Source organism: Salinisphaera sp. SWV1, assembly GCF_052044155.1.
Classification (GTDB): Bacteria; Pseudomonadota; Gammaproteobacteria; order Nevskiales; family Salinisphaeraceae; genus Salinisphaera.
Genome location: NZ_JBQDYE010000011.1, coordinates 85,909 through 105,531, shown reverse-complemented (window position 1 = coordinate 105,531; position 19,623 = coordinate 85,909). Strand labels below are relative to the sequence as shown.

19 protein-coding genes are annotated in these 19,623 nt (G+C 64.5%); 7 read left to right on the top strand and 12 right to left on the bottom strand.

Features of this window, described 5'->3' with window-relative positions:
• Nucleotides 1–260 precede the first annotated feature (260 nt).
• Nucleotides 261–1,742, top strand: coding sequence for a TrkH family potassium uptake protein (locus ACS8YF_RS07685; protein ID WP_440849628.1), 1,482 nt, complete (start codon nucleotides 261–263; stop codon nucleotides 1,740–1,742).
• 185 nt (nucleotides 1,743–1,927) lie between these two features.
• Here ACS8YF_RS07685 and ACS8YF_RS07680 read toward each other — a convergent pair whose 3' ends face one another.
• Nucleotides 1,928–3,556 (bottom strand): FGGY-family carbohydrate kinase, encoded by a 1,629-nt coding sequence (locus ACS8YF_RS07680; protein ID WP_440849627.1) that lies wholly within the window; start codon nucleotides 3,554–3,556, stop codon nucleotides 1,928–1,930.
• Nucleotides 3,557–3,804: 248 nt separating this feature from the next.
• Here ACS8YF_RS07680 and ACS8YF_RS07675 point away from each other — a divergent pair, with 248 nt between their 5' ends.
• The 4 genes from ACS8YF_RS07675 to ACS8YF_RS07660 all read left to right on the top strand — a co-directional run bounded on the left by ACS8YF_RS07675 (nucleotide 3,805) and on the right by ACS8YF_RS07660 (nucleotide 8,333).
• Complete coding sequence (locus ACS8YF_RS07675; RefSeq protein WP_440849626.1) at nucleotides 3,805–4,767, top strand: ABC transporter substrate-binding protein; 963 nt, start codon at nucleotides 3,805–3,807, stop codon at nucleotides 4,765–4,767.
• A 71-nt stretch (nucleotides 4,768–4,838) separates the two neighbouring features.
• Nucleotides 4,839–6,380, top strand: coding sequence for a sugar ABC transporter ATP-binding protein (locus ACS8YF_RS07670; protein WP_440849625.1), 1,542 nt, complete (start codon nucleotides 4,839–4,841; stop codon nucleotides 6,378–6,380).
• Nucleotides 6,377–7,363, top strand: coding sequence for an ABC transporter permease (locus ACS8YF_RS07665; RefSeq protein WP_440849624.1), 987 nt, complete (start codon nucleotides 6,377–6,379; stop codon nucleotides 7,361–7,363). Before ACS8YF_RS07670 ends, ACS8YF_RS07665 begins: the two co-directional genes overlap by 4 nt.
• A gap of 241 nt (nucleotides 7,364–7,604) precedes the next feature.
• Nucleotides 7,605–8,333, top strand: a complete 729-nt coding sequence (locus ACS8YF_RS07660; protein ID WP_440849623.1) for an SDR family oxidoreductase — start codon at nucleotides 7,605–7,607, stop codon at nucleotides 8,331–8,333.
• Between the two features lie 30 nt (nucleotides 8,334–8,363).
• Here ACS8YF_RS07660 and ACS8YF_RS07655 read toward each other — a convergent pair whose 3' ends face one another.
• Both ACS8YF_RS07655 and ACS8YF_RS07650 read right to left on the bottom strand, forming a co-directional pair.
• The gene (locus ACS8YF_RS07655) at nucleotides 8,364–9,395 is read right to left on the bottom strand and encodes a LacI family DNA-binding transcriptional regulator (protein WP_440849622.1); all 1,032 of its coding nucleotides are present in this window, start codon (nucleotides 9,393–9,395) and stop codon (nucleotides 8,364–8,366) included.
• Between the two features lie 136 nt (nucleotides 9,396–9,531).
• On the bottom strand, nucleotides 9,532–11,040 hold the full coding sequence (locus tag ACS8YF_RS07650) for a DHA2 family efflux MFS transporter permease subunit (protein WP_440849621.1): 1,509 nt from the start codon (nucleotides 11,038–11,040) through the stop codon (nucleotides 9,532–9,534).
• Between the two features lie 114 nt (nucleotides 11,041–11,154).
• Between ACS8YF_RS07650 and ACS8YF_RS07645 the strand changes: the two genes are divergently transcribed.
• Nucleotides 11,155–11,538, top strand: a complete 384-nt coding sequence (locus tag ACS8YF_RS07645) for a DUF2267 domain-containing protein (protein ID WP_440849620.1) — start codon at nucleotides 11,155–11,157, stop codon at nucleotides 11,536–11,538.
• A gap of 27 nt (nucleotides 11,539–11,565) precedes the next feature.
• Here ACS8YF_RS07645 and ACS8YF_RS07640 read toward each other — a convergent pair whose 3' ends face one another.
• The 9 genes from ACS8YF_RS07640 to ACS8YF_RS07600 all read right to left on the bottom strand — a co-directional run bounded on the left by ACS8YF_RS07640 (nucleotide 11,566) and on the right by ACS8YF_RS07600 (nucleotide 18,469).
• Nucleotides 11,566–12,153, bottom strand: a complete 588-nt coding sequence (locus ACS8YF_RS07640; RefSeq protein WP_440849619.1) for a hypothetical protein — start codon at nucleotides 12,151–12,153, stop codon at nucleotides 11,566–11,568.
• A gap of 108 nt (nucleotides 12,154–12,261) precedes the next feature.
• A complete protein-coding gene (locus tag ACS8YF_RS07635; RefSeq protein WP_440849618.1) occupies nucleotides 12,262–12,441 on the bottom strand; it encodes a hypothetical protein in 180 nt (59 codons plus the stop codon).
• A 198-nt stretch (nucleotides 12,442–12,639) separates the two neighbouring features.
• A complete protein-coding gene (locus tag ACS8YF_RS07630; protein ID WP_440849617.1) occupies nucleotides 12,640–13,107 on the bottom strand; it encodes a nuclear transport factor 2 family protein in 468 nt (155 codons plus the stop codon).
• Between the two features lie 36 nt (nucleotides 13,108–13,143).
• Nucleotides 13,144–13,851: an MgtC/SapB family protein gene (locus ACS8YF_RS07625; protein WP_440849616.1), complete on the bottom strand. Its 708-nt coding sequence runs from the start codon at nucleotides 13,849–13,851 to the stop codon at nucleotides 13,144–13,146.
• Between the two features lie 96 nt (nucleotides 13,852–13,947).
• Nucleotides 13,948–14,718: an SDR family oxidoreductase gene (locus ACS8YF_RS07620; RefSeq protein WP_440849615.1), complete on the bottom strand. Its 771-nt coding sequence runs from the start codon at nucleotides 14,716–14,718 to the stop codon at nucleotides 13,948–13,950.
• 9 nt (nucleotides 14,719–14,727) lie between these two features.
• On the bottom strand, nucleotides 14,728–15,570 hold the full coding sequence (locus ACS8YF_RS07615; RefSeq protein WP_440849614.1) for an amidohydrolase family protein: 843 nt from the start codon (nucleotides 15,568–15,570) through the stop codon (nucleotides 14,728–14,730).
• A gap of 9 nt (nucleotides 15,571–15,579) precedes the next feature.
• Nucleotides 15,580–16,860, bottom strand: a complete 1,281-nt coding sequence (locus tag ACS8YF_RS07610) for an L-fuconate dehydratase (protein WP_440849613.1) — start codon at nucleotides 16,858–16,860, stop codon at nucleotides 15,580–15,582.
• The gene (locus ACS8YF_RS07605; RefSeq protein WP_440849612.1) at nucleotides 16,857–17,699 is read right to left on the bottom strand and encodes a fumarylacetoacetate hydrolase family protein; all 843 of its coding nucleotides are present in this window, start codon (nucleotides 17,697–17,699) and stop codon (nucleotides 16,857–16,859) included. The genes ACS8YF_RS07610 and ACS8YF_RS07605 overlap by 4 nt, the downstream gene beginning before the upstream one ends.
• Nucleotides 17,700–17,731: 32 nt before the next feature.
• A complete protein-coding gene (locus ACS8YF_RS07600; protein WP_440849611.1) occupies nucleotides 17,732–18,469 on the bottom strand; it encodes an SDR family oxidoreductase in 738 nt (245 codons plus the stop codon).
• 147 nt (nucleotides 18,470–18,616) lie between these two features.
• Here ACS8YF_RS07600 and ACS8YF_RS07595 point away from each other — a divergent pair, with 147 nt between their 5' ends.
• A complete protein-coding gene (locus ACS8YF_RS07595; RefSeq protein WP_440849610.1) occupies nucleotides 18,617–19,375 on the top strand; it encodes a FadR/GntR family transcriptional regulator in 759 nt (252 codons plus the stop codon).
• Nucleotides 19,376–19,623 lie beyond the last annotated feature (248 nt).

Sequence of the window (19,623 nt, the reverse complement as noted above, 5' to 3'; positions counted from 1 at the left end):
CCTGTGTGGGTTATGGCTTTATTATCCGAACTCGGTGGGTCATATCCTGACCCTGCTGAGTTTCCGAACTAATCAAGATCTATAAACGAATAATTTATGCCACGCAGACGAGCGCTTGGGCAGCCGGTTCGCGGGTGGTAGGGCGCGTGCTGGGTGGCTATTTACGGTTTGTTTACAGCGAGGCGTCATTTTGACTACGGCATTTAAACGGCGCCGCGGGCGAGAATTTCGTCCCCCTTTTCCATTTGCCGAACACCGTTTTGAGCAGTCAGCGTTTGTTGATCGTCGATCACCCCTGGGCGGTCGTGCAGCGTGTTCTGGGCGTTTTGCTTATCTTCTTTTCGGCCACGATGCTCCTGCCGGTGCTCATCGGCCTGATTTATCGCGACGGCGCCGTGGCAGCGTTCGGGACCTCGTTCCTCATTGCGTTTTCAACCGGGGTGGCGCTCTGGTTCCCGGTGCGTCGTGTATCCCGGGACATGAAGATTCGTGATGGTTTTTTGATCGTTAGCCTGTTCTGGACGGTACTGGGGCTGGTCGGGGCGCTCCCGTTGTTACTGGCGGATCGTCCGGGTCTGAGTTTCACGGATGCGGCATTCGAAGCGGTATCGGGTCTGACCACGACCGGGGCGACCGTCATCGTCGGTCTCGACACCCTGCCGCACGCGATCCTGTTCTGGCGTGAATGGCTTCACTGGATCGGCGGCATGGGCATCATTGTGCTCGCCGTGGCAATTCTGCCGATGCTCGGCACCGGCGGCATGCAGCTGGTCAAGGCCGAGACACCCGGCCCGATCAAGGACGACAAGCTGGCGCCGCGAATCAAGAAGACCGCGTCCGCACTGTGGTGGACCTATACCACGATCACAATGGCCTGCGCGGGCACTTACTGGCTGCTTGGCATGAGCCCGTTCGATGCGATTACTCATGCCTTCGGCACGCTCGCCACGGGCGGGTTTTCGAACTACGACGCCAGCATGGCGTATTTCCACAGCAACGCGATATTGATTGCCGCCACTGCGTTCATGTTCGTTTCCGGCGCGAGCTTCTCACTTCATTTCATTTGCTGGCGCAACGGGAGTTTCATGCCGTACCTGCGCAATATCGAATTGCGCACCTATACGCTGATCATTGTCGGCGCGAGCACCCTCGTGGCGGTCACGTTGTATGCACATGGGACCTACGCATCCATCAAGGACGCGGTAATTCAGGGCACATTTCAGGTCGTATCCCTGATGACCGACACGGGCTTTGGCAGTGCCAATTTTTCGCAGTGGCCGAGTTTCATCCCGATATTGCTGATGCTGCTCGCCTGCCTGGGCGGCTGTGCCGGGTCGACCTCGGGCGGCATCAAGATTGTTCGGCTGGTGCTATTGCTGAAACAGGCCTGGCGAGAACTGAAGTCGCTCGTGCATCCGAACGCCGCGTTTTCGGTAAAGCTCGAAAATCGCGTTCTGTCGGAGTCGATTCTGCGGGGCGTTTGGGCCTTCTTCTTTCTTTACGTCGCGGGCTATGCCGTCATGGTGCTGATTCTCATGGCGCTCGGGCTCGACGGGTTGACCGCGTTCTCGGCGGTCGCCGCCTGTATCAACAACATGGGGCCCGCGCTGGGTGCGGCGGCCGCCAACTTCAGTCCACTACCGAGCCCGGCTAAATGGTTTCTTATCGTGGCCATGATTGGCGGACGGCTGGAGATTTTCACGCTACTGATCATATTCACGCCTGAATTCTGGCGCCGCTAGACCTGAACGGCGCCGAGCGGCCCCGATGTGGTTCGATGAGCGCGCGAAATAGCGGGCCGCGTCACACACGCTCTACAACCGAAACCTGCGCCGCGGTTCGAGTTGGCCCGATCGCAGCCGATATTGGGTCGAGCGGCAGCGGCTGACTGCCCCCGCACATGGCTTGTCGAAGTCTGATCGCGAGCTCAGTTCCGTACGCTATCGGCGCCGGCCATGATCTCGCGATACGCCATCTGATGTGCGTGCATCGCGCGATAGACTTGGTATTTGGCGTCATGAAAGGCGCGGCGCCCGGTACGGGGCTCGATCACGCGATCGGTGCCACTCATGGCAGCGGCCGCGCTGCGCAGATCCGGCTGATCGCCACAGGCGGCGACGGCGAGCATGGCGCTGCCGAGGAGCACGGTCTCGGGCTCGCTTGGTAGCTCGATGGGCAGATCGGTGGCATCGGCCATCTCGGTCAGCCAGCGTTCGTTCTTGAGAATCCCGCCGCACAGGCGCAGCCGTGTGACCTGGTGGCCGTTGGCGTTGAGGGCCTCGACGATGTGCCGTGTGCCGTAGGACACGGCCTGCAGCGTGGCCAGATAACGCACGGCGAGATCGTCGATGCTGGTATCCAGCGTCAGCCCGGTGACGATGCCGGTGAGCGAGGCATCGGCCAGCGGCGAGCGGTTGCCGTGGTGGTAGTCGAGCACGTGGACATCGAGGGCCAGCGTCGCGGCGCCGTGCTCGGCTTCCATCGCGTCCAGGCGGGCGTTGAGCACGTCGAAATGACTCACGCCCCGGGCTTTGGCCTCGGCCATGAGATCGCCATAAGCCGCGCTGTCGCGAATCATGTGGTCGATCAGCGCGCCGACCGCGCTCTGACCGCCTTCGTTGACCCAGCCGTCGGGCAGCACAGCACCCCAGTACGGACCCCAGACGCCGGGCGCGAAGCAGGGCTCGCGCGAAAAGGCGATATGACAGGTCGACGTGCCGGCGATCACGGCCAGGCTGGCCTCTGGATCGTCGCCGAGCATACCGAGCGCGCCGGCGTGGGCATCGATCAGGCCAGTGGCGACGGTGATCTCGCCGCTCAGGCCGAATGCTTCGGCCACGTCCGGGGCCAGTCGCCCGGCCGGGGCCCCCGGTTCGCGGATCGGGCCGGCCATGCGGGGCTTGTCGAGCAGACACTCCAATCCGAGCCCGGCCAGGAGATCGGTCGGCCAGCGGCCCTCGTGGGCGAGGTACAGCCACTTGCAGACCTGCGTGCAGGTGCTCTTGCCCGGCGTGCCGTTGCTGCCGAGTTCGCCGACCGCACGGGCCACCATGTAATCGGCGAGATCAAGATAGATCGCGGCACGTTCGTACTGATCGGGCCGATTTCGGGCCAGCCAGAGCAGTTTGGGCAGCTCCAGCTCCGGGCTGACCTGACCGCCGATGTAACGCAGTGCCTCGTGCCCGGTGGCCGTGATTTCCGCTGCCTCGGCCGTGGCGCGATGATCCATCCACATCACGATGTTCCGGGCGTCGTCATTGGTTGGCGAAACCGACACCGGCCGGCCGTCGGCGCCGAGCGCGACCAGCGAGCAGGTAGCATCGAAACCGATAGCCCGCACGCTGTCGGTCGGGGTTGCCGCGGCTTCGATCGAATCGCGCACGGCGGCAACGCAGGCCGCCCAGATCTCGTCGCTGGATTGTTCGACGAAGTTTGCCTCCGGCCGGAACTGAGAGATCGGATGGGCGGTCTGGGCCAGACAGCGGCCGTAGCCGTCGAAAACGCCGGCCCGGACGCTGCCGGAACCAACGTCGATGCCGAGATAGTGCGCGCTCATGGGTCTCCTCAGTCGAGAGTGGCCGGGTCTTGCGGGCCCGGGATGCGGTCGGGCGACTACTGTGCCGCGTTCCAGCCCGCCTTGCTCGTGATCGGTTTCCGACTTTAGTCGCTATAGCCAAAAGGCTAATTGTTTCGTTCCGGCAAGACAGGCTAGCGTGAAATGACAACGTTAACATTAAATCAGCGTTCTGGATCGTTGCATCATTCAATCAAGTGCAGCGCCGGCAACGCATCCACGGAGGAGAAATGACGATGCCGAGTATCAATCTGCGTTGCTTGCGCCGCGGTCTGGCGCTTGCCCTATTGCCCATTGCAGCTTTTGCGCTGCCTGCCGCAGCGGCCAGTGATCATAAAAAGCCAAACGACAAGCTCGTGATTGGCATGTCGTTCCAGGAATTGAATAATCCCTATTTCGTGACCATGCAGAAAGCGCTGCAGAAGCAGGTCGACAAGATGGGTGCCAAGCTCATCGTGACCGACGCGCATCACGATATTTCGAAACAGACCAGCGACGTCGAGGACATGATCCAGCGCGGCGTGGATATTCTGCTGCTCAACCCGACCGATACCGTGGGTGTGCAGTCGGCCGTGGTGTCGGCGCATAACGCGGGTATTCCGGTGGTGGCGGTCGATGCCCAGGCCGATGGGCCGGTCTCCGGCTTCGTCGGTTCGAAGAATTTCAAAGCGGGCTATCTGTCTTGCCAGTATCTGGCCAAGAGCCTGAATGGCAAGGGCAAGGTCGCAATCCTCAACGGTATTCCGGTGACGCCGATCCTGCAGCGCGTGAAAGGCTGCAAGAAGGCCTTGGGCAAAGCCAAGGGCATCCGGATCGTCGACGAGCAGAACGGTCATGAGGAACGTGACAAGGCCATGAATGTGACCGAGAACATGCTGCAGTCGCATCCGGATCTGGACGGCCTGTTCAGCGTCAATGACGGCGGTACGCTCGGCGCGCTGGTGGCGCTTAATTCCTCCGATAATCACGTGAAGCTGGCCACCATCGACGGCAATCCCGAGGTGATCAAGGCCATGCAGAAGGCGAACACGCCGATCGTGGTCGATGTGGCCCAGCATCCGGACGTCGAGGTGGTGAAAGCGTTGCATCTGGCGCTGAAGAAGTATCGCGGCGAGAAGAGCCCGGACACGATCCCGGTCGACGTCACCCCGGTGACGCCGAAGACCGCCGCCAGCTTCCACTGGGGCAGCTAGGCGCGGGCGTCGTATTGCGAGCGCGCGCCGGTGACAGGCCGGCGCGCTTCGCCTGTTGGAGGAGTTGAGCCATGACCGCCGTGCTGTCGCTGGAACATGTGAGCAAGGGCTTTCCGGGCGTCAAGGCGCTCGACGATGTCAGCCTGACCGTCGAGGCCGGCGAGATCCACGCGCTGCTGGGCGAGAACGGCGCCGGCAAGTCGACGCTGATGAAGATCCTTTGTGGCATCTATCAGCCCGACGAAGGCACCATTCGCCTCGACGGCGAGGCCCGGCATTTTTCCAGTTATCGCGATGCCTGTGCCGCCGGCGTGGGTATCGTGTTCCAGGAATTCAGCCTCGTGCCCTGGCTGTCGGTGGTCGACAACATCTTCCTCGGCCGCGAGCCGCGCAACCGGCTTGGCCTGATCCGGCGCTCGGCGATGCTCGCCGAGGCGCACGAGCTGTTCGACCGGCTCGATATCGACATCGACCCCGAGATCCCGGTGCATCGCTTGAGCGTGGCCGATCAGCAGTTCGTCGAGATCGCCAAGGCGCTGTCCCTCAACGCCCGCGTACTGGTGCTCGACGAGCCGACCGCGCCGCTCACGCCGACCGAGGTCGAGCGTCTGTTCAGGATCATGCGCAAGCTGCGTAGCGATGGTGTGGCGATGGTGTTCATCTCCCATCATCTCGACGAGATCTTTCAGGTCTGCGACCGGATCACCGTGCTGCGTGACGGCGCCTACGTCGCCAGCTGTCCGGTCACCGAGACCGACCATGATGCACTCGTGGAGATGATGATCGGCCGCAGGGTCGACAACATCTTCCCGCCGCGCGAGCCCCGCAACGCCGACGCGCCGATCCTGCTCGAAGCCGAGATCGGCATGAAGCACACCACGCATACCGATTCGCTCACGCTGGCGAAAGGCGAGATCCTCGGTTTTGCCGGCCTGGTTGGCTCCGGGCGCAGCGAGATGGCGATGGCGCTGATCGGCGCTTATCCATCGCGGGTCGCGCGGATCCGGCTGGACGGTCGCGAGATGAAGTTTGGCTCGCCGGCCGATGCGCTGGCCGCCGGCATCGGCCTGTTGCCGGAGGATCGCAAGCGCCAGGGACTGGTGCTGCCGTTTTCCTGTGCCGACAACATTACGTTGAATCACCTGGCCCAGTTCTATCGCCCAGCCCCGTTCATCAGCCGATCCCGCGAGGCGGCCATGGTCGAGGCGGCGATGGAGCAGGTGCGAGTGAAGGCGCCGAGCCCGGAGACCCCGGTGCAGTCGTTGTCGGGCGGCAACCAGCAGAAAGTGGTAATCGCCCGCTGGCTGGATCGCGGTTGTCGTATTCTGATCTTCGACGAGCCGACGCGCGGTATCGACGTCGGTGCCAAATCCGAAATCTACGCCCTGATGAAGCGGCTGGCCCACCAGGGCATCGCCATCATCATGATTTCTTCCGAGTTGCCTGAAATCACCGGGCTGTGCGATCGCGTGCTGGTGTTCAGCCACGGCCGCATCGTGGCCGAGCTGGCCGATGACGCAATCGAGGCCGACACCATCATGCGCCACGCGGTGACTGAACCACGCCGCGATGCCGAGGCTGTTTCCCAACCTGTGACCGAGGACGCCCGATGAGCGATTCAACCCAATCCGCCGGGGTCGCGGCCCCGCGTCGCCAGCGCCGGTCGCGCTGGCAGCGCATGCTGCATTCGCCGATGTTCTTCCCGCTGCTGGGCTTCATCGCCGTGTTCATCATCATGAGTCTGGTCAACGACCGCTTTCTGGATGTGTCGAACATCGAGAACGTGGCCCGTCAGGGCTCGGTGATCGGCATCATCGCGGTGGGCATGAGCTTTGCCATCTTCACCGGCGGTATCGATCTGTCGGTGGGCCCGGTGATGGCGCTGTCCGGCACCATCATGGCGGGATTGATGGCGGCCGGCTGGCCGGCGCCGATCGCGATCGTCGCCGGGCTGTGCGTCGGCAGCCTGTTCGGCGCCTTCAACGGCTTCTGCGTGGCCTTCGGCCGCATGCCGCCGATCATCGTCACACTCGCGACCATGGGCGCGGCCCACGGTCTGGCGCTGCTGTATACCGGCGGCTATCCGATCTCCGGGCTGCCGTCGTGGTTCTCGTGGTTCGGTCGCGGCAATCTGGCCGGCCTGCAGGTGCCGATCGTGATCATGCTGCTCGTCTATGCGGCCGGCTATGTGGTGCTGCATCACACGCCGTTCGGGCGCTATGTCTATGCCGTGGGCGGCAACGAGGAAGCCACGCGCCTGACCGGCATCCGCGTGCCGCGCACCAAGATGTTCGTCTACACCATCAGTGGCCTGACCGCGGCGATTGCCGGGCTGGTGATCACCTCGCGCCTGATGAGCGGCCAGCCGAGTATCGGCGAGGGCTTCGAGCTGGATGCGATCGCGGCCGTCGTACTCGGCGGCGCGGCGATCTCCGGCGGCCGCGGCGTGGTGCTGGGTACGCTGGTCGGCGCCATGCTGCTGGCGATCCTCAACAACGGCCTGAACCTGATGGGCGTGTCGTCCTATCTCCAGGACGTCATCAAGGGCGGCATCATCCTGCTCGCGGTCTATATTGGCCGCGGTCGCGAGGGCTAGCACAACCGCCATCCAGGCAAAGCCGCCATGCGGCATCGGCGGGCTGATCGCTGGTGGAGATGCCCGCCGATTTTTCTAAAAAAGATGTGGCAACGGCAGGCGGCTGAACGCGGATCGTCAATCGCAAAACCGGACAAGCCGGGCTTTGTTCGAGTGCGAGTGCGTGGCTGTTCGCGAACTGATGTTGTCCGTCGGATACATGACGATTGAAACAACGAATACCACTTGGGAGAAACCAGATATGACAAACGAGCTACAGGGCAAGATCGCCGCGGTCACCGGGGCCGCCTCCGGTATCGGCTGGGCGAGTGCGCAGGCCATGCTCGATGCCGGCGCCACGGTGGTGCTGATCGATCGCGACGAGGCCGCTCTGAACGACGTGCGGCAGGGCTATGGCGAGCGTGCGATACCGCTGGTCATCGATCTGCTCGACCCGGCGCAGTGCGCCACCCTGCTCTCGGGCATTCTCGAAAGAGTCGATCATCTCGATATTTTTCACGCCAATGCCGGGACGTATATCGGCGGCGACTTCATGGCAACCGACGAAGCCACAATCGACCGCATGCTGAATCTGAACGTGAACGTGGTCATGAAGAATGTGCGCAATATCCTGCCGCACCTGATCGAACGCGGCACCGGCGATATCCTCGTCACCTGTTCGGTAGCCGGGCATCATCCGGTGTGGTGGGAGCCGGTTTATGCCTCATCCAAATGGGCCATCAACTGCTTCGTGCAGACGCTCCGGCGGCAGATGATCAAGCACGGCATCCGGGTTGGCGAAGTCGCGCCCGGCCCGGTCAGCAGCGCGCTGCTCAAGGACTGGCCCGAGGAGAATCTGCGCCAGGCCAAGGAATCCGGCAGCCTCATAGAGCCCCGGGACGTCGCCGAGGTCATCATGTTCATGTTGACTCGGCCGCGTAACGTGACCATTCGTGACGTCGTGGTGCTGCCGAGTAATTTCGATATGTAGCGGGATGCCGCCGCCGCAGCATGCCTGCGGCTATTCGACCAGCGTGCCGCGCACCGTGACAGTCTGCGGTGGCAGCTCCGGATCGGCGATGCGTTCGAGCAATAGTTCCAGCGCGCGCTGACCGGCATGGAAGCCGTCGTGCACTACGCAGGGCACGCGGATATCGAAGATATCCAGATAGGGCAGACGGTCGATGCTGATCACGCTCAGCGTATCCGGTGCGATGCCGTGGGCTTTCATCGCCTGCAGCGCGCCGAGCGTGATCAGCTGGTTCATGCCGAAGATCGCACCCGGCATGCCATGGGCCGCGATATAGGCGCCCACCGCCTCGCGCGCCGGCTCCAGCGTGTAGTCGCCCCAAAGCACGTCGACCTCGACCCCGGGCTCGTTTTCGGCGAGTGTGGTCTGTACACCGGCCAATCGCTCGCGGGTGATGATGGAGTGCGCCGGGCCGGCGGCCACGAGCAGGCGCGAGGGCTCGTCCGTCGCCGGTTCCGTCGCCTTGGCGAACACGCGCTTGAGCAGATGGTCGGCCACGCACTGGCCGGCCCAGACGTTGTCCAGCACCACCGAGCTGAAATCGGCGTTGTAGAGCGTGCGATCGAGCTGCACCACGGCCACGTCGCTGTTGTGCAGGCGTTCGATATAGTTCGGCCGATAGTCGGGTTCGTCGGATATCGGCGAGAGAATGATGCCTGCCGCCTGATAGCTCAGCAGCGTCTCGATGGCGTTGGCTTCGAGCCAGGCTTCGCCATCGGTGTCGAACAACAGGATGGCGTAGTTGTGCCGCTTGGCGTGGCGCGAAACGGCCTTGATCATCTCGGCGTAGAACGGGTTGTCCACGCTGGCGGTGACGAAGCCGATCAGCCGGCTCTCGCTGTGCTTCAAGCCCCGCGCGAAAGCATTGGGTACATACCCGAGCTCGCTGGCCGCGGCCTCGATCTTCGAGCGTGTTTCCGCCTTCACCATTTCCGGGCGGTTGAGCGCGCGCGAGACCGTGATGTTGGTCAGGCCGACGCGGGCGGCGACGTCGGCGATGGTCACGCGGCGGTTCTTGGCCATGAAACAGCGTTATCCGAACGATAGGCGAGTGTGTCGCCCCATCTTAGACCAAATGCGATCGGTCCCAGGGTCTGCGTAGCCACGGTTTTCGCCATCGCGCCAAGCCACCAGCCGAGCGCATGACCGGCCCGTCGACTCAGGGCTCGTTGTCGCGCCCGGCGTTCGAGGCCGACTCGCCGCGTGCCGGTGCGTGCGCGTGCTGGCGGCGCTCTTGCCGATGCAGTATGCCCATGGCGATCGCCAGCCCGACGCCGACGACGAACAGCATGCTGAATACCACGAACGTGTCGTGAAACGCCCGAGTGATATCGGCCAGCGTCCGTGCCGACGGCGCCTGACCCTGGTAGAGCGAACGCAGATCGACCCGGCCGCCCAGATGATGCGCTGCACGGATTTCCAGCAGCAGGGCGAACAGGTTCACCCCCAGCGTGCCGCCCAGCTGGCGGGCGAAGCTGATCACACTCGAGCCCTGCTGGGTGAGGTCGGGCGGCAGTCCGCGCAGCCCGCCGATATTGAGCGCCGGCATCATGATGCCGAGCGCCATGCGGCCAACGGCGACCAGCGCCGCCAGTAGCCAGAACGGGGTCGATGGATCAGTCAGCGCGAGGCCGAGTGTGCCGAGGGCGAAACCGCCGCAGCCGACGATATTGAGCCAGTGGGCGGCGAATCGATCGGCCAGGCGGCCGCCGATCGGAAAGATCGCGAGCAGTGTCAGGCCGGCCGGCATCATCACCAGTCCGGTTGCACTTGGCGAAAGGCGTTGCACACTCTGGGCCAGCAATGGCACCAGATAGGTCGAGGCGTACAGACCGGCGCCGTAGAGCGCGGCGATGCCGCTGGCGAGCACGAAGCGCGGGTAGGCGAACACGGTGAGCCGGATCAGCGGGTGGGGCGAGGTGACCAGCCGGAGTACGAAGCCTGCGCCGAACACGACACCGGCCCCGGTCACCAGGCTGCCGCGCAGCGTGGCGTATTCCGAAAGCTCGGTCAGCCCCGTGAGCAGCAGTACGAGTGCGGCCCCGAGCAGACCGAAGCCGAGCCAGTCGAAGGGTTCGCGCTGGCTGCTGCGTTCGCGCGGCAGGATGCGCCAGCCGCCGGCGAGCCCCAGCAGGCAGAACGGAATCGACGGCAGAAACACGGCCCGCCACGACAGCCAGTCGATCAGCACGCCGCCGACGGTCGGGCCCAGTGCCGGTGCCAGCACCACACCCATGCCGTAGAGCCCGAGCGCCCGGCCGCGTTCGGCGTCGTCGAAGCTGTCGAAGATCACCACCAGCGCCAGCGGCTGGATGATGCCGGCGGTGGCCCCCTGCACCACGCGGGCGGCGATCAGCACCCCGGCACTCGGGCTCGCGGCTGCCACCAGGCATGCCACCAGGAAGACCGACAGGGCCAGGGTGAACGTGCGTCGTTGCCCGAGCCGTTCGATCACCCGGGCGCTGGCGAGCATGGCCGCGGTCATGGCGGCCAGAAAGCCGGTCGAGATCCATTGCGCGCCGGCCTGGCTCAGGCCGAAGTGGGCCATGATCGGCGGGATCGCCACGTTGATCACGGTCGCGTTCAGGACCACGGCGATGGTGCCCATCAATACCGTCAGGGCGAGCGGCCAGCGCCGGGTTCGAGCGTCGTCGCGGGACAAGGACATGCGGCATTCTACCGCCACCGGGGCGCGAACTCAGGGTTTGCCACCATATTCGCGCGGCGTTGTGGCCGCCATGCTAAGGGCAACACTTGTTGCCAAGCGCAGTCGAGAGACCTCATGCAGACTGATCGATTCATCGCCCATGTTTACGAAGACTGCCCGCAACTGGCCCCGGACGTGGTGCATCAGTGCACCCTGATCGCGCTGGATTCGCTGTGCGAGCAGCTCCCCAGGGACCAGGCCGCGCGCATGGCCGAACAACTGCCCGACGAGATCGCGGATGCGATCCGCGCTGGCGGCGAGCGGTCGGATACGTCCGACGTTCCGATTTCGCTCGACGATTTCCATGGCAAGGTCGAATTCCGGACCGAGTTGCCCAGCCGGGATACGCGGCAACTCGTCGCCAGTGTGATCCGGACGTTGGATAAAGCGCTCAGCGACGGTGAGGCCGAAGCCGTGGCGCTGGATCTGCCGAGCGAGCTGGATCAGCTTTTGCACTAATCCGTAGCCTGCCGGCCGTGCGCGGCACTACTCGGCGAAGACGAGTTGCTCCGGCGGCTCGCTCAGGCGCACGGTGCTGCCATTCTGTTCGATCAGGTTGTCCAGATGCGTGGAATGCGCCTGGGGCAGCACCATCACCCGATCCGGATTGCGCGCCAGATACGCCTTGAACCCCTTCACCGTACCGCCGGTGCCGAGATATTCGATCAGGCGACGGAACAGCTTGGGCAGGATCACGGCGTCTTCGGTGATCGCGGCCAGACTGTCTACAGTCACACCGGCGTTGGTGCGATCGGCCGGCCACAGGCCGCGTTCGGCGTTGCGGGCAGCAAGTGTCTGCTCGGCGAAACGGGTGCGCAGATCGTGGAACAGGCTGGTATAGAACGTCGGGTAGGCCAGGCCCTGGTTGAGCAGCGCCGCATTGGCCGTGGCCGAGAGGTCGTCGGACGTGACGAAGTGCTCGCCGCCGTCTGTGAGCCCGAGTTGTTTGCCGGCGTCGGCGGATAAGGCGAACGAGACGGGCCGGCCATAGGTGCCGGTGGTCCGTGCCAGAATGAAACCGGGCACGTTATCGTCGGCGCTCGTGACTTTGTAGTGATCGGCGTCCCATTTCACGTCGTGGATACCGAGCGCCGCGAACAGTTCGTGCGCGGCTTTTTCGGCGTATTTCAGCGGCTGATGATGGCCGCGGTAATGGGTTTCCAGCGTGTCGATGGCTTCCAGTCAGAGCTGGACGTGGCCGCGTGCGTTGGGCGTCGCCGGGCGCCCGGAAAGCACGTCCCAGGCCTGCTCGCGGTCCGCGGCAAAACGGATCGAATCGCCGTCCGGAAAATAGCCCTGAATAGGAAACATGCCGGCGATGACATGAAACGACAAGATGACCCCGGGGCCGGGTTGCGCCATGGCCATTCATCCTGCGCGTGTCAGGTGACACGTCAATGACTTGGGCGCGGTGCTCTAGAGCATTTCCCGCTTTTCCCGACCCACGGCGTGCTGGAAGATATGCACAAAGGAAGGCGGATCGACGCCGGTCACAAGGCGCACATGGTATCTGCGTTAATCTGCGTCGATCTGCGGATAAATGCCTTGGGAAAATAGAAATCAGAGCCCGAGTTCGCTCAACCCCGGGTGATCGTCCGGGCGCCGGCCCTGGGGCCAGAAAAACAGCCGCCCGGATTCGGTGATCGGAAGATCGTTGATGCTGGCCAGCCGCACGGCCATCAGGCCGTTGGCGTCGAATTCCCAGTTTTCGTTGCCGTAGGCGCGGTACCACTGACCGGAATCGTCGCGGAATTCATAGGCGAAACGCACGGCGATGCGGTTGTTATCGAAGGCCCAGAGTTCCTTGATCAGGCGATATTCCAGCTCGCGCTGCCATTTGCGGGTGAGAAACGCATGAATCTCGGCGCGGCCGTCGATGAATTCCGCCCGATTGCGCCACCGGCTATCCGGCGTATAGGCGAGCACCACCCTGTCCGGATCGCGCGTGTTCCAGGCGTCTTCGGCCAGGCGCGCTTTTTTGGCTGCGGTTTCGGCCGTGAAGGGAGGGAGCGGCGGCTTGGTTTCCATGGTCTGGGTTCTCCGGCAAGACAGGTGCTCGGGCGATCAGTCGTCGTCGTTTTCGATGCGCACCGAGGTCACCCCGGCGATCTCGCCGAGCGCGATGTGCAGTTGCTGGGTCGCCGGGCGGCCGATGACGTGCAGGGTGGCGCGGGCTGTGCCGCCCTCGTTGGAGGGATCGGGCATGGAAATGTCGTCGATAGTGAATTTCTGTTCCGCGCAGCGCTTGAACACCCGGTGCATTACATCTTCGCCTGCCCGGTAGGTCAACTGGACCACGAAGCCGCGATAGAGCACGCGGCGGTTGAAGGGCGTATAGACATAAACGGCGGTGAAATGCGCGGCTGTGGCGATGATGGCCAGCACCGGCAGGCCCGCCGCACAGGCCATGCCGATGGCCGCGGTCAGCCAGACCACCGCGGCGGTGGTCAGCCCGCGCACCGCATCGCCGCGCACGAAGATCAGCCCGCCGCCGATGAAGCCGATGCCCGAGACGATCTGGGCGGCCACGCGTGACGGGTCGAACGAGACATGGGCGCCGCCCGTCACATCGCCGAAACCGTATTTCGACACCAGCATGATCAGCGCCGCGCCGACGCCCACCAGGGTATGCGTGCGCAGGCCGGCGCTTTTCATGCGGAATTCGCGCTCCAGACCGATCAGCGAGGAGAGCACGAAGGCCAGCGCCAGCTCGCCGATCTGCAGCCAGCCCTGGCCGCCCGGGTCCGGAAAAAGAAAGTGGGTGATGCTCATGGAGGGGGCGATATTCGAAAGGGGCCGTCGGTCGTGGCTTGTGCCTTCAAGATATCGCTATCGGCTGGCTTCGATAAGAGTGGCCGGTTCGCCGGGTTACGTGGCCGCCCGATCGAGATGGGTATAGCCGCCGTCGACCACCACCCATTGCCCGGTGGTATGCGCCGCGCGCGGCGAGAGCAGGAACACCGCGTTGTCGGCGATCTCCTCGGGCCGGGTCATGCGGCGGCCGAGCGGGATACGCGCGGTGATGCGTTCGCGGGCGGCGGCCGGGTCGTCGAAGGTTTCCAGCCAGCGTTCGTACATGGGCGTGGCGACCTCGGCCGGCACCACCGCGTTCACGCGCACGCCGTGTTCGGCCAGCGAGACGGCCCATTCGCGGGTCAGCGCGAGGGCCGCGCCCTTGGCCGCGCAATAACCGCTGGTGCCGCCCTGGCCGGTCAGCGCGGTCTTGGAGGCAATGTTCACGATCGCGCCACGACTGGCCTTGAGATCGCCCTCGCACAGATGTGCCATCAGGTAGTAGTGCAGCAGGTTGCGATCCAGCGACTGCCGGAATGCGGCCAGACCGGCGCCCAGGCCGACGCCGTCGTTGGCCCCGGCGTTGTTGACCAGGCCGTAAACGGGGCCGGTTTCGGCGGCCGCCGAGACGGCCTCGCGACAGGCGGTTTCATCGGTCAGATCCGCCGCGATATGCCGGGTGCGGGGCTGGGTCGCCTGGAGTGCCTCGACGAAGGCGGCATCTTCACCGCGATCGACGATCACCGGAATCGCGCCCTCGGCGGCCAGCCGCCGGCTGATGGCGCCGCCGATGCCGGCCAGCCCGCCGGTGACGATCACGACCTTGTCGGTGAGTTCCAGATCCACGGGGCCTTCCTATAGCTTCAGCGAATAGATCGACGCAGCATTGGTGCCGAACAGCCTGGCGTGGCAATCGGCGCCCTGGGCGCGGGCCCAGGCATCGATCAGCGCGAACCAGTCGCCGTAGGTCATCGCCAACTGGCAGACCGGCCAGTCGGAGCCAAAGATGAGCCGATCCTCGCCGAAAAGTGCCAGCGCCGTATCCAGATGCCGATGAATGCCGTCGATATCCGGCGGTTCGCCCGGCGCGGCCTGGGCCTCGGTCGCCAGCCCCGAGATCTTGACCGCGACATGGGGCATCGCAGCCAGTTCGGCCATTGCGCGCCGCCAGGCGGCAAAGTCGGCTTCTGCCCCGGGGATCGCCGGTTTGGCCAGATGATCGAGTACCAGCGTGTGTCGATCGTGGTGGGCACAGAAGGTGACGGCATCACCGAGCTGGCGGTGATTGACCAGCACGTCATAGACCAGCCCGCGGCGCTGCACGGCGTCCACGCCGGCATCGAAGGCCCGGTCGTCCAGGCGCGCCGGGTCGCCTTCGATCGGGTGGCGCAGGCCGACCAGCGGGCCGGCCTGTTGCCAGTCGGCGATGCGTTCGTCGGCGTCCGCCGTCGCGAGATCGACCCAGCCGACCACGCCGGCGATCCAGTCCTCGGCCTCGGCCTGTTCCATCAGGAAGGCGGTTTCCGCTTCGTCGCCCGTGGCCTGTACGGCGACTGTGCGATCAATCCCGGTTTCGGCCATCGGACTGGCCAGATCGACCGGCAACCAGTCGTGCATCAGCTCTTCCATGCCGGGGCCGATCCAGTCCAGCCGGATCGGGTCGTAACGCCAGAAGTGCTGATGCGCGTCGATGATCATGAGGGGTGCTCAGTGGCCCTTGAAGCGATACTGCTCGAGCGACTCCGCTTTCATCTCGCCGGAATAGCCGGGCGCGCTGGGTGGCCTATAGGCCGCATTGCGCACCACGCAGGGGTCGACGAAATGCTCGTGCAGATGATCGACGTATTCGGTCACGCGGCCTTCGGTGGTGCCGGAGAAACACAGATAATCGATCATCGACAGATGCTGGACATATTCGCACAGGCCGACGCCGCCGGCATGCGGGCAGACCGGCAATTCGTATTTGGCGGCCATCAGCAGCACCGCCAGCACTTCGTTGACGCCGCCGAGACGGCAGGCATCGAGCTGCACCACGTCGATCGCCTCGCGCATCATGAACTGCTTGAAGAGCACACGGTTCTGGCACATCTCGCCGGTGGCGACCTTGACCGGGGCCACGCCTCGCCTGATCGCGCGATGGGCCTCGACGTCGTCCGGGCTGGTCGGTTCCTCGATGAACCACGGGCGGGCAAAGGCCAGTGCGTTGACCCAGTCGATGGCCTCGTCGACTTCCCACATCTGGTTGGCATCGATCATCAGCGCGCGATCCTCGCCGATCACTTCGCGGGCGATGGTCACCCGGCGCTTGTCGTCCTCGAGATTGCCGCCGCACTTGAGTTTGACGTGGTTGTAGCCTTCGTCGACCGCTTCCTGGCACAACCGGCGCAGCTTGTCCTCGCTGTAGCCGAGCCAGCCGGCGGAGGTGGTGTAGCAGGGGTAGCCATGGGCTTCGAGCGCGGCGATGCGCTCGGCCTTGCCCTGTTCGCGTTCGCACAGCAGCTTGAGCGCTTCGTCGCGTGTAATGCAGTCGGTCATGTAGCGGAAATCGATGCAACGCACGATCTCTTCCGGCGACATCTCGGCCACCAGCCGCCACACCGGCTTGCCTTCGGACTTGGCCCAGAGATCCCAGACCGCATTGACCACCCCGGCGGTCGCCAGATGGATCGCGCCTTTCTCCGGGCCGATCCAGCGCAGCTGGCTATCGCTGGTCACACGGCGCCAGAACGCGCCCATGTCGGCGGCGATATCCGCCAGATCGAGGCCGATCACCAGATGCCGCATCGATTCGATCGCGGCACAGGCCAGCTCGTTGCCGCGGCCGATAGTGAAGGTCAGTCCATGGCCTTCCAGACCTGCGGTATCGGTTTCCAGGATGCAATAAGCCGCGGAATAGTCCGGGTCCGGGTTCATGGCATCCGAGCCGTCGAGTTGCTCGGAGGTGGGAAAGCGCACGTCGATCACGCGCATGTCGACGATTCGGGTCATGCGTCCACCGTATGCTGGGATTGCTCGCCCAGGCCTTCGATGCCGAGCCGGAGTTGCTGGCCGGCGCGCAGGAAGACCTGCGGCGATTGGCCGGCGCCGACGCCTGGCGGGGTGCCGGTCGAGATGATGTCGCCGGGCTGCAGGCTCATGAAGCGGGACAGGTAGGACACTAGGTAGGCGACCTCATAAACCATCGTAGAGGTACTGCCGTTCTGGTAGGTCTTGCCGTCCACCGACAGCCACATGTCGAGCTGCTGTGGATCGGCGATCTCGTCGCGCGTGACCAGCCAGGGGCCGATCGGGCCAAAAGTGTCGCAACCCTTGCCCTTGTCCCAGGTGCCGCTGCGTTCGAGCTGGAATTCACGCTCGGAGACATCGTTGACCACGCAATAGCCGGCGACGTGATCCATCGCCGCCTCGGGTTCGATATAACGCCCGCCGCGGCCGATGATCACGCCGAGTTCGACTTCCCAGTCGGTCTTGTGCGAATTGCGCGGGATCTCGATATCGTCGTTGGGTCCGCAGATCGCGCTGGTCCATTTATTGAAAATCACCGGCTCGGGCGGTACCTCGGCGCCGGTTTCGGCGGCATGGTCGGAATAGTTCAGGCCGATGCAGATGAATTTTCCGACCCGCCCCACACAGGGGCCGAGGCGGGTGTCCGGGTCGACGGCCGGCAGGCTCGTCAGATCGTGCCGGCGCAGCCGGTCGAGCGAGTCCGGGGCGAGCATGTCACCGGCGATATCGTCCACCAGCGAGGAAATATCGCGGATCGTGCCGGCGGCATCGATCACACCGGGTTTTTCCTGGCCCGGTGGGCCGTATCTGAGCAGTTTCACAAAGCGCTCCTTGAATCAGAGAAAAGGTCCGGCTAGTTCGCCCAGCCCCCGTCGATGAGCTGGGCGGTGCCGGTGATGAAGGCGGATTCGTCGGAAGCCAGAAATGCGGCCAGCGCGGCGATTTCGTCCGGGGTGCCGAGCCGGGCCATGGGCTGACGGGCAATGAACTCATTGCGCACCAGAGCCTCGCTGCGGCCTTCGGCGGCGGCCTGGGCGGCGATGCGTTCGCGCAGCGACGGCGAATCGACTGTGCCCGGGCAGATGGCGTTGCAGCGGATCTCGGCGGTCATGAAATCGGCGGCCACCGACTTGGTCAGACCGATCACCGCGGCCTTGCTGGCGCCGTAGGCGCAGCGCTCGCGTACCCCTTTCACGCTGGAGGCCAGCGAGGCCATGTTGATGATGCTGCTGCCGGGTGGCATGTAACCGATGAAGGCGCGGATCATGTCGAACATCGAGGTGACGTTCAGATCGAAGGTGCGCTGCCAGGTGGAGCGCCCGCAATGCAGGATGTCGCCGCTCGGCACCATGCCGGCACAGTTGAACAGCACGTCCAGCGGCGGCAGCACCGAGGCCAGGTCGGTGATCGCCTCCGGGTCGGTGACATCGAGCGGGTAGGTCTCGATGTCGGTTTCGCCGGCCAGCGGGCCGATGTCGATATCGGTGGCGATCACCCGCGCGCCCTCGGCGCGAAAGCGCTCTACCGTGGCCCGGCCGATACCCTGGGCGGCGGCGGTAATGAGCGCCGTCTTGTTTTCCAGTCGCTGCATTGCACCTCTCCCGGCAGTTGCTCTACATCCAACGGCCTATTGGTCAGGCCAATGAGCCAAGCGTAGAGTGACCGTGGCCCGCTGGCAATCTTCGCGATGCCGGTTTGGGCTCGAACTTTTGTCTGATTCCGTGTCCGGAGCCGTCACGTGCCCATCGCCGCTGTCCGTTCAACCCGTCTGTACCGCCAGATCGCCGATCAGCTGCAGCGACTGATCCGCGACGGCGAGTTCCCGCCCGGCACCCGATTGCCGCCGGAGCGTGAGCTGTCGCAGCAGCTCGGCGTGAGCCGGGCTTCGGTACGCGAGGCGCTGATCGCGCTGGAAGTGGTCGGCGACGTGGAGGTTCGTGTCGGCCACGGCGTGGTGGTGCTGGATTCGAGCCATGCCTCGGCCGAGCCGGTGATGCGGGCGGCGGCCCGGAGCGAGCCGTGGCGGATCGATCCGGAATTCGCCAGCGAGGTCGAGCTCAACCTCGACGAGGAGATCCCGCCGTTCGCGTTGCTTCGGGCGCGGCGCCACATCGAACCGGAAACCGCCGCGCTCGCGGCCGTGAACGCCGATGCCGACGATCTGGCGGCCTTGCGCGACGCGCTGGATCGCAACATCGAGGACAACCGCGAACCCGGCGGCAATCGCTTCGTCGGCGACCGGCTGTTGCATATCCGCATCGCCGAGGCCTCGAACAACGCCGCCTATGCCCTGCTCATCAAGCATCTGCTGGGCCATCAATACGGCGTGATGTTCCGCCGGCTGCAGGCCTACTACATGGAAAACCGGATGTGGAACCGCTCGCAGACGGATCACGAGCGGATCGTGTCGGCCATCGCGGCGGGCGACGAAGCCGGCGCCCGCCAGGCGATGGAGAAACATCTGGATCACGTGCTCGGGGTGTTCTTTTCCGAATGAGGCGCCGCCGGTGCCGGCTTGTCCGGGGACAAGCACGGCGGCTGCCCCGTGCGCGGCAAAACCGCGAGTCGAGGACGGGACGTGCCACTAACGTATAAAGGTCAGGCCATTGGACGTTTGCTTCAATCGAAGACAGGGGCGTTCCGCACGGCAACTGACGCACAGACGCGTCGGCCGGCCCGCAATGTCATCGACACGGAAGTCGCCAGGGCCGGATACGCCGTTCCAGACAAGCCGCGCTAGACAGG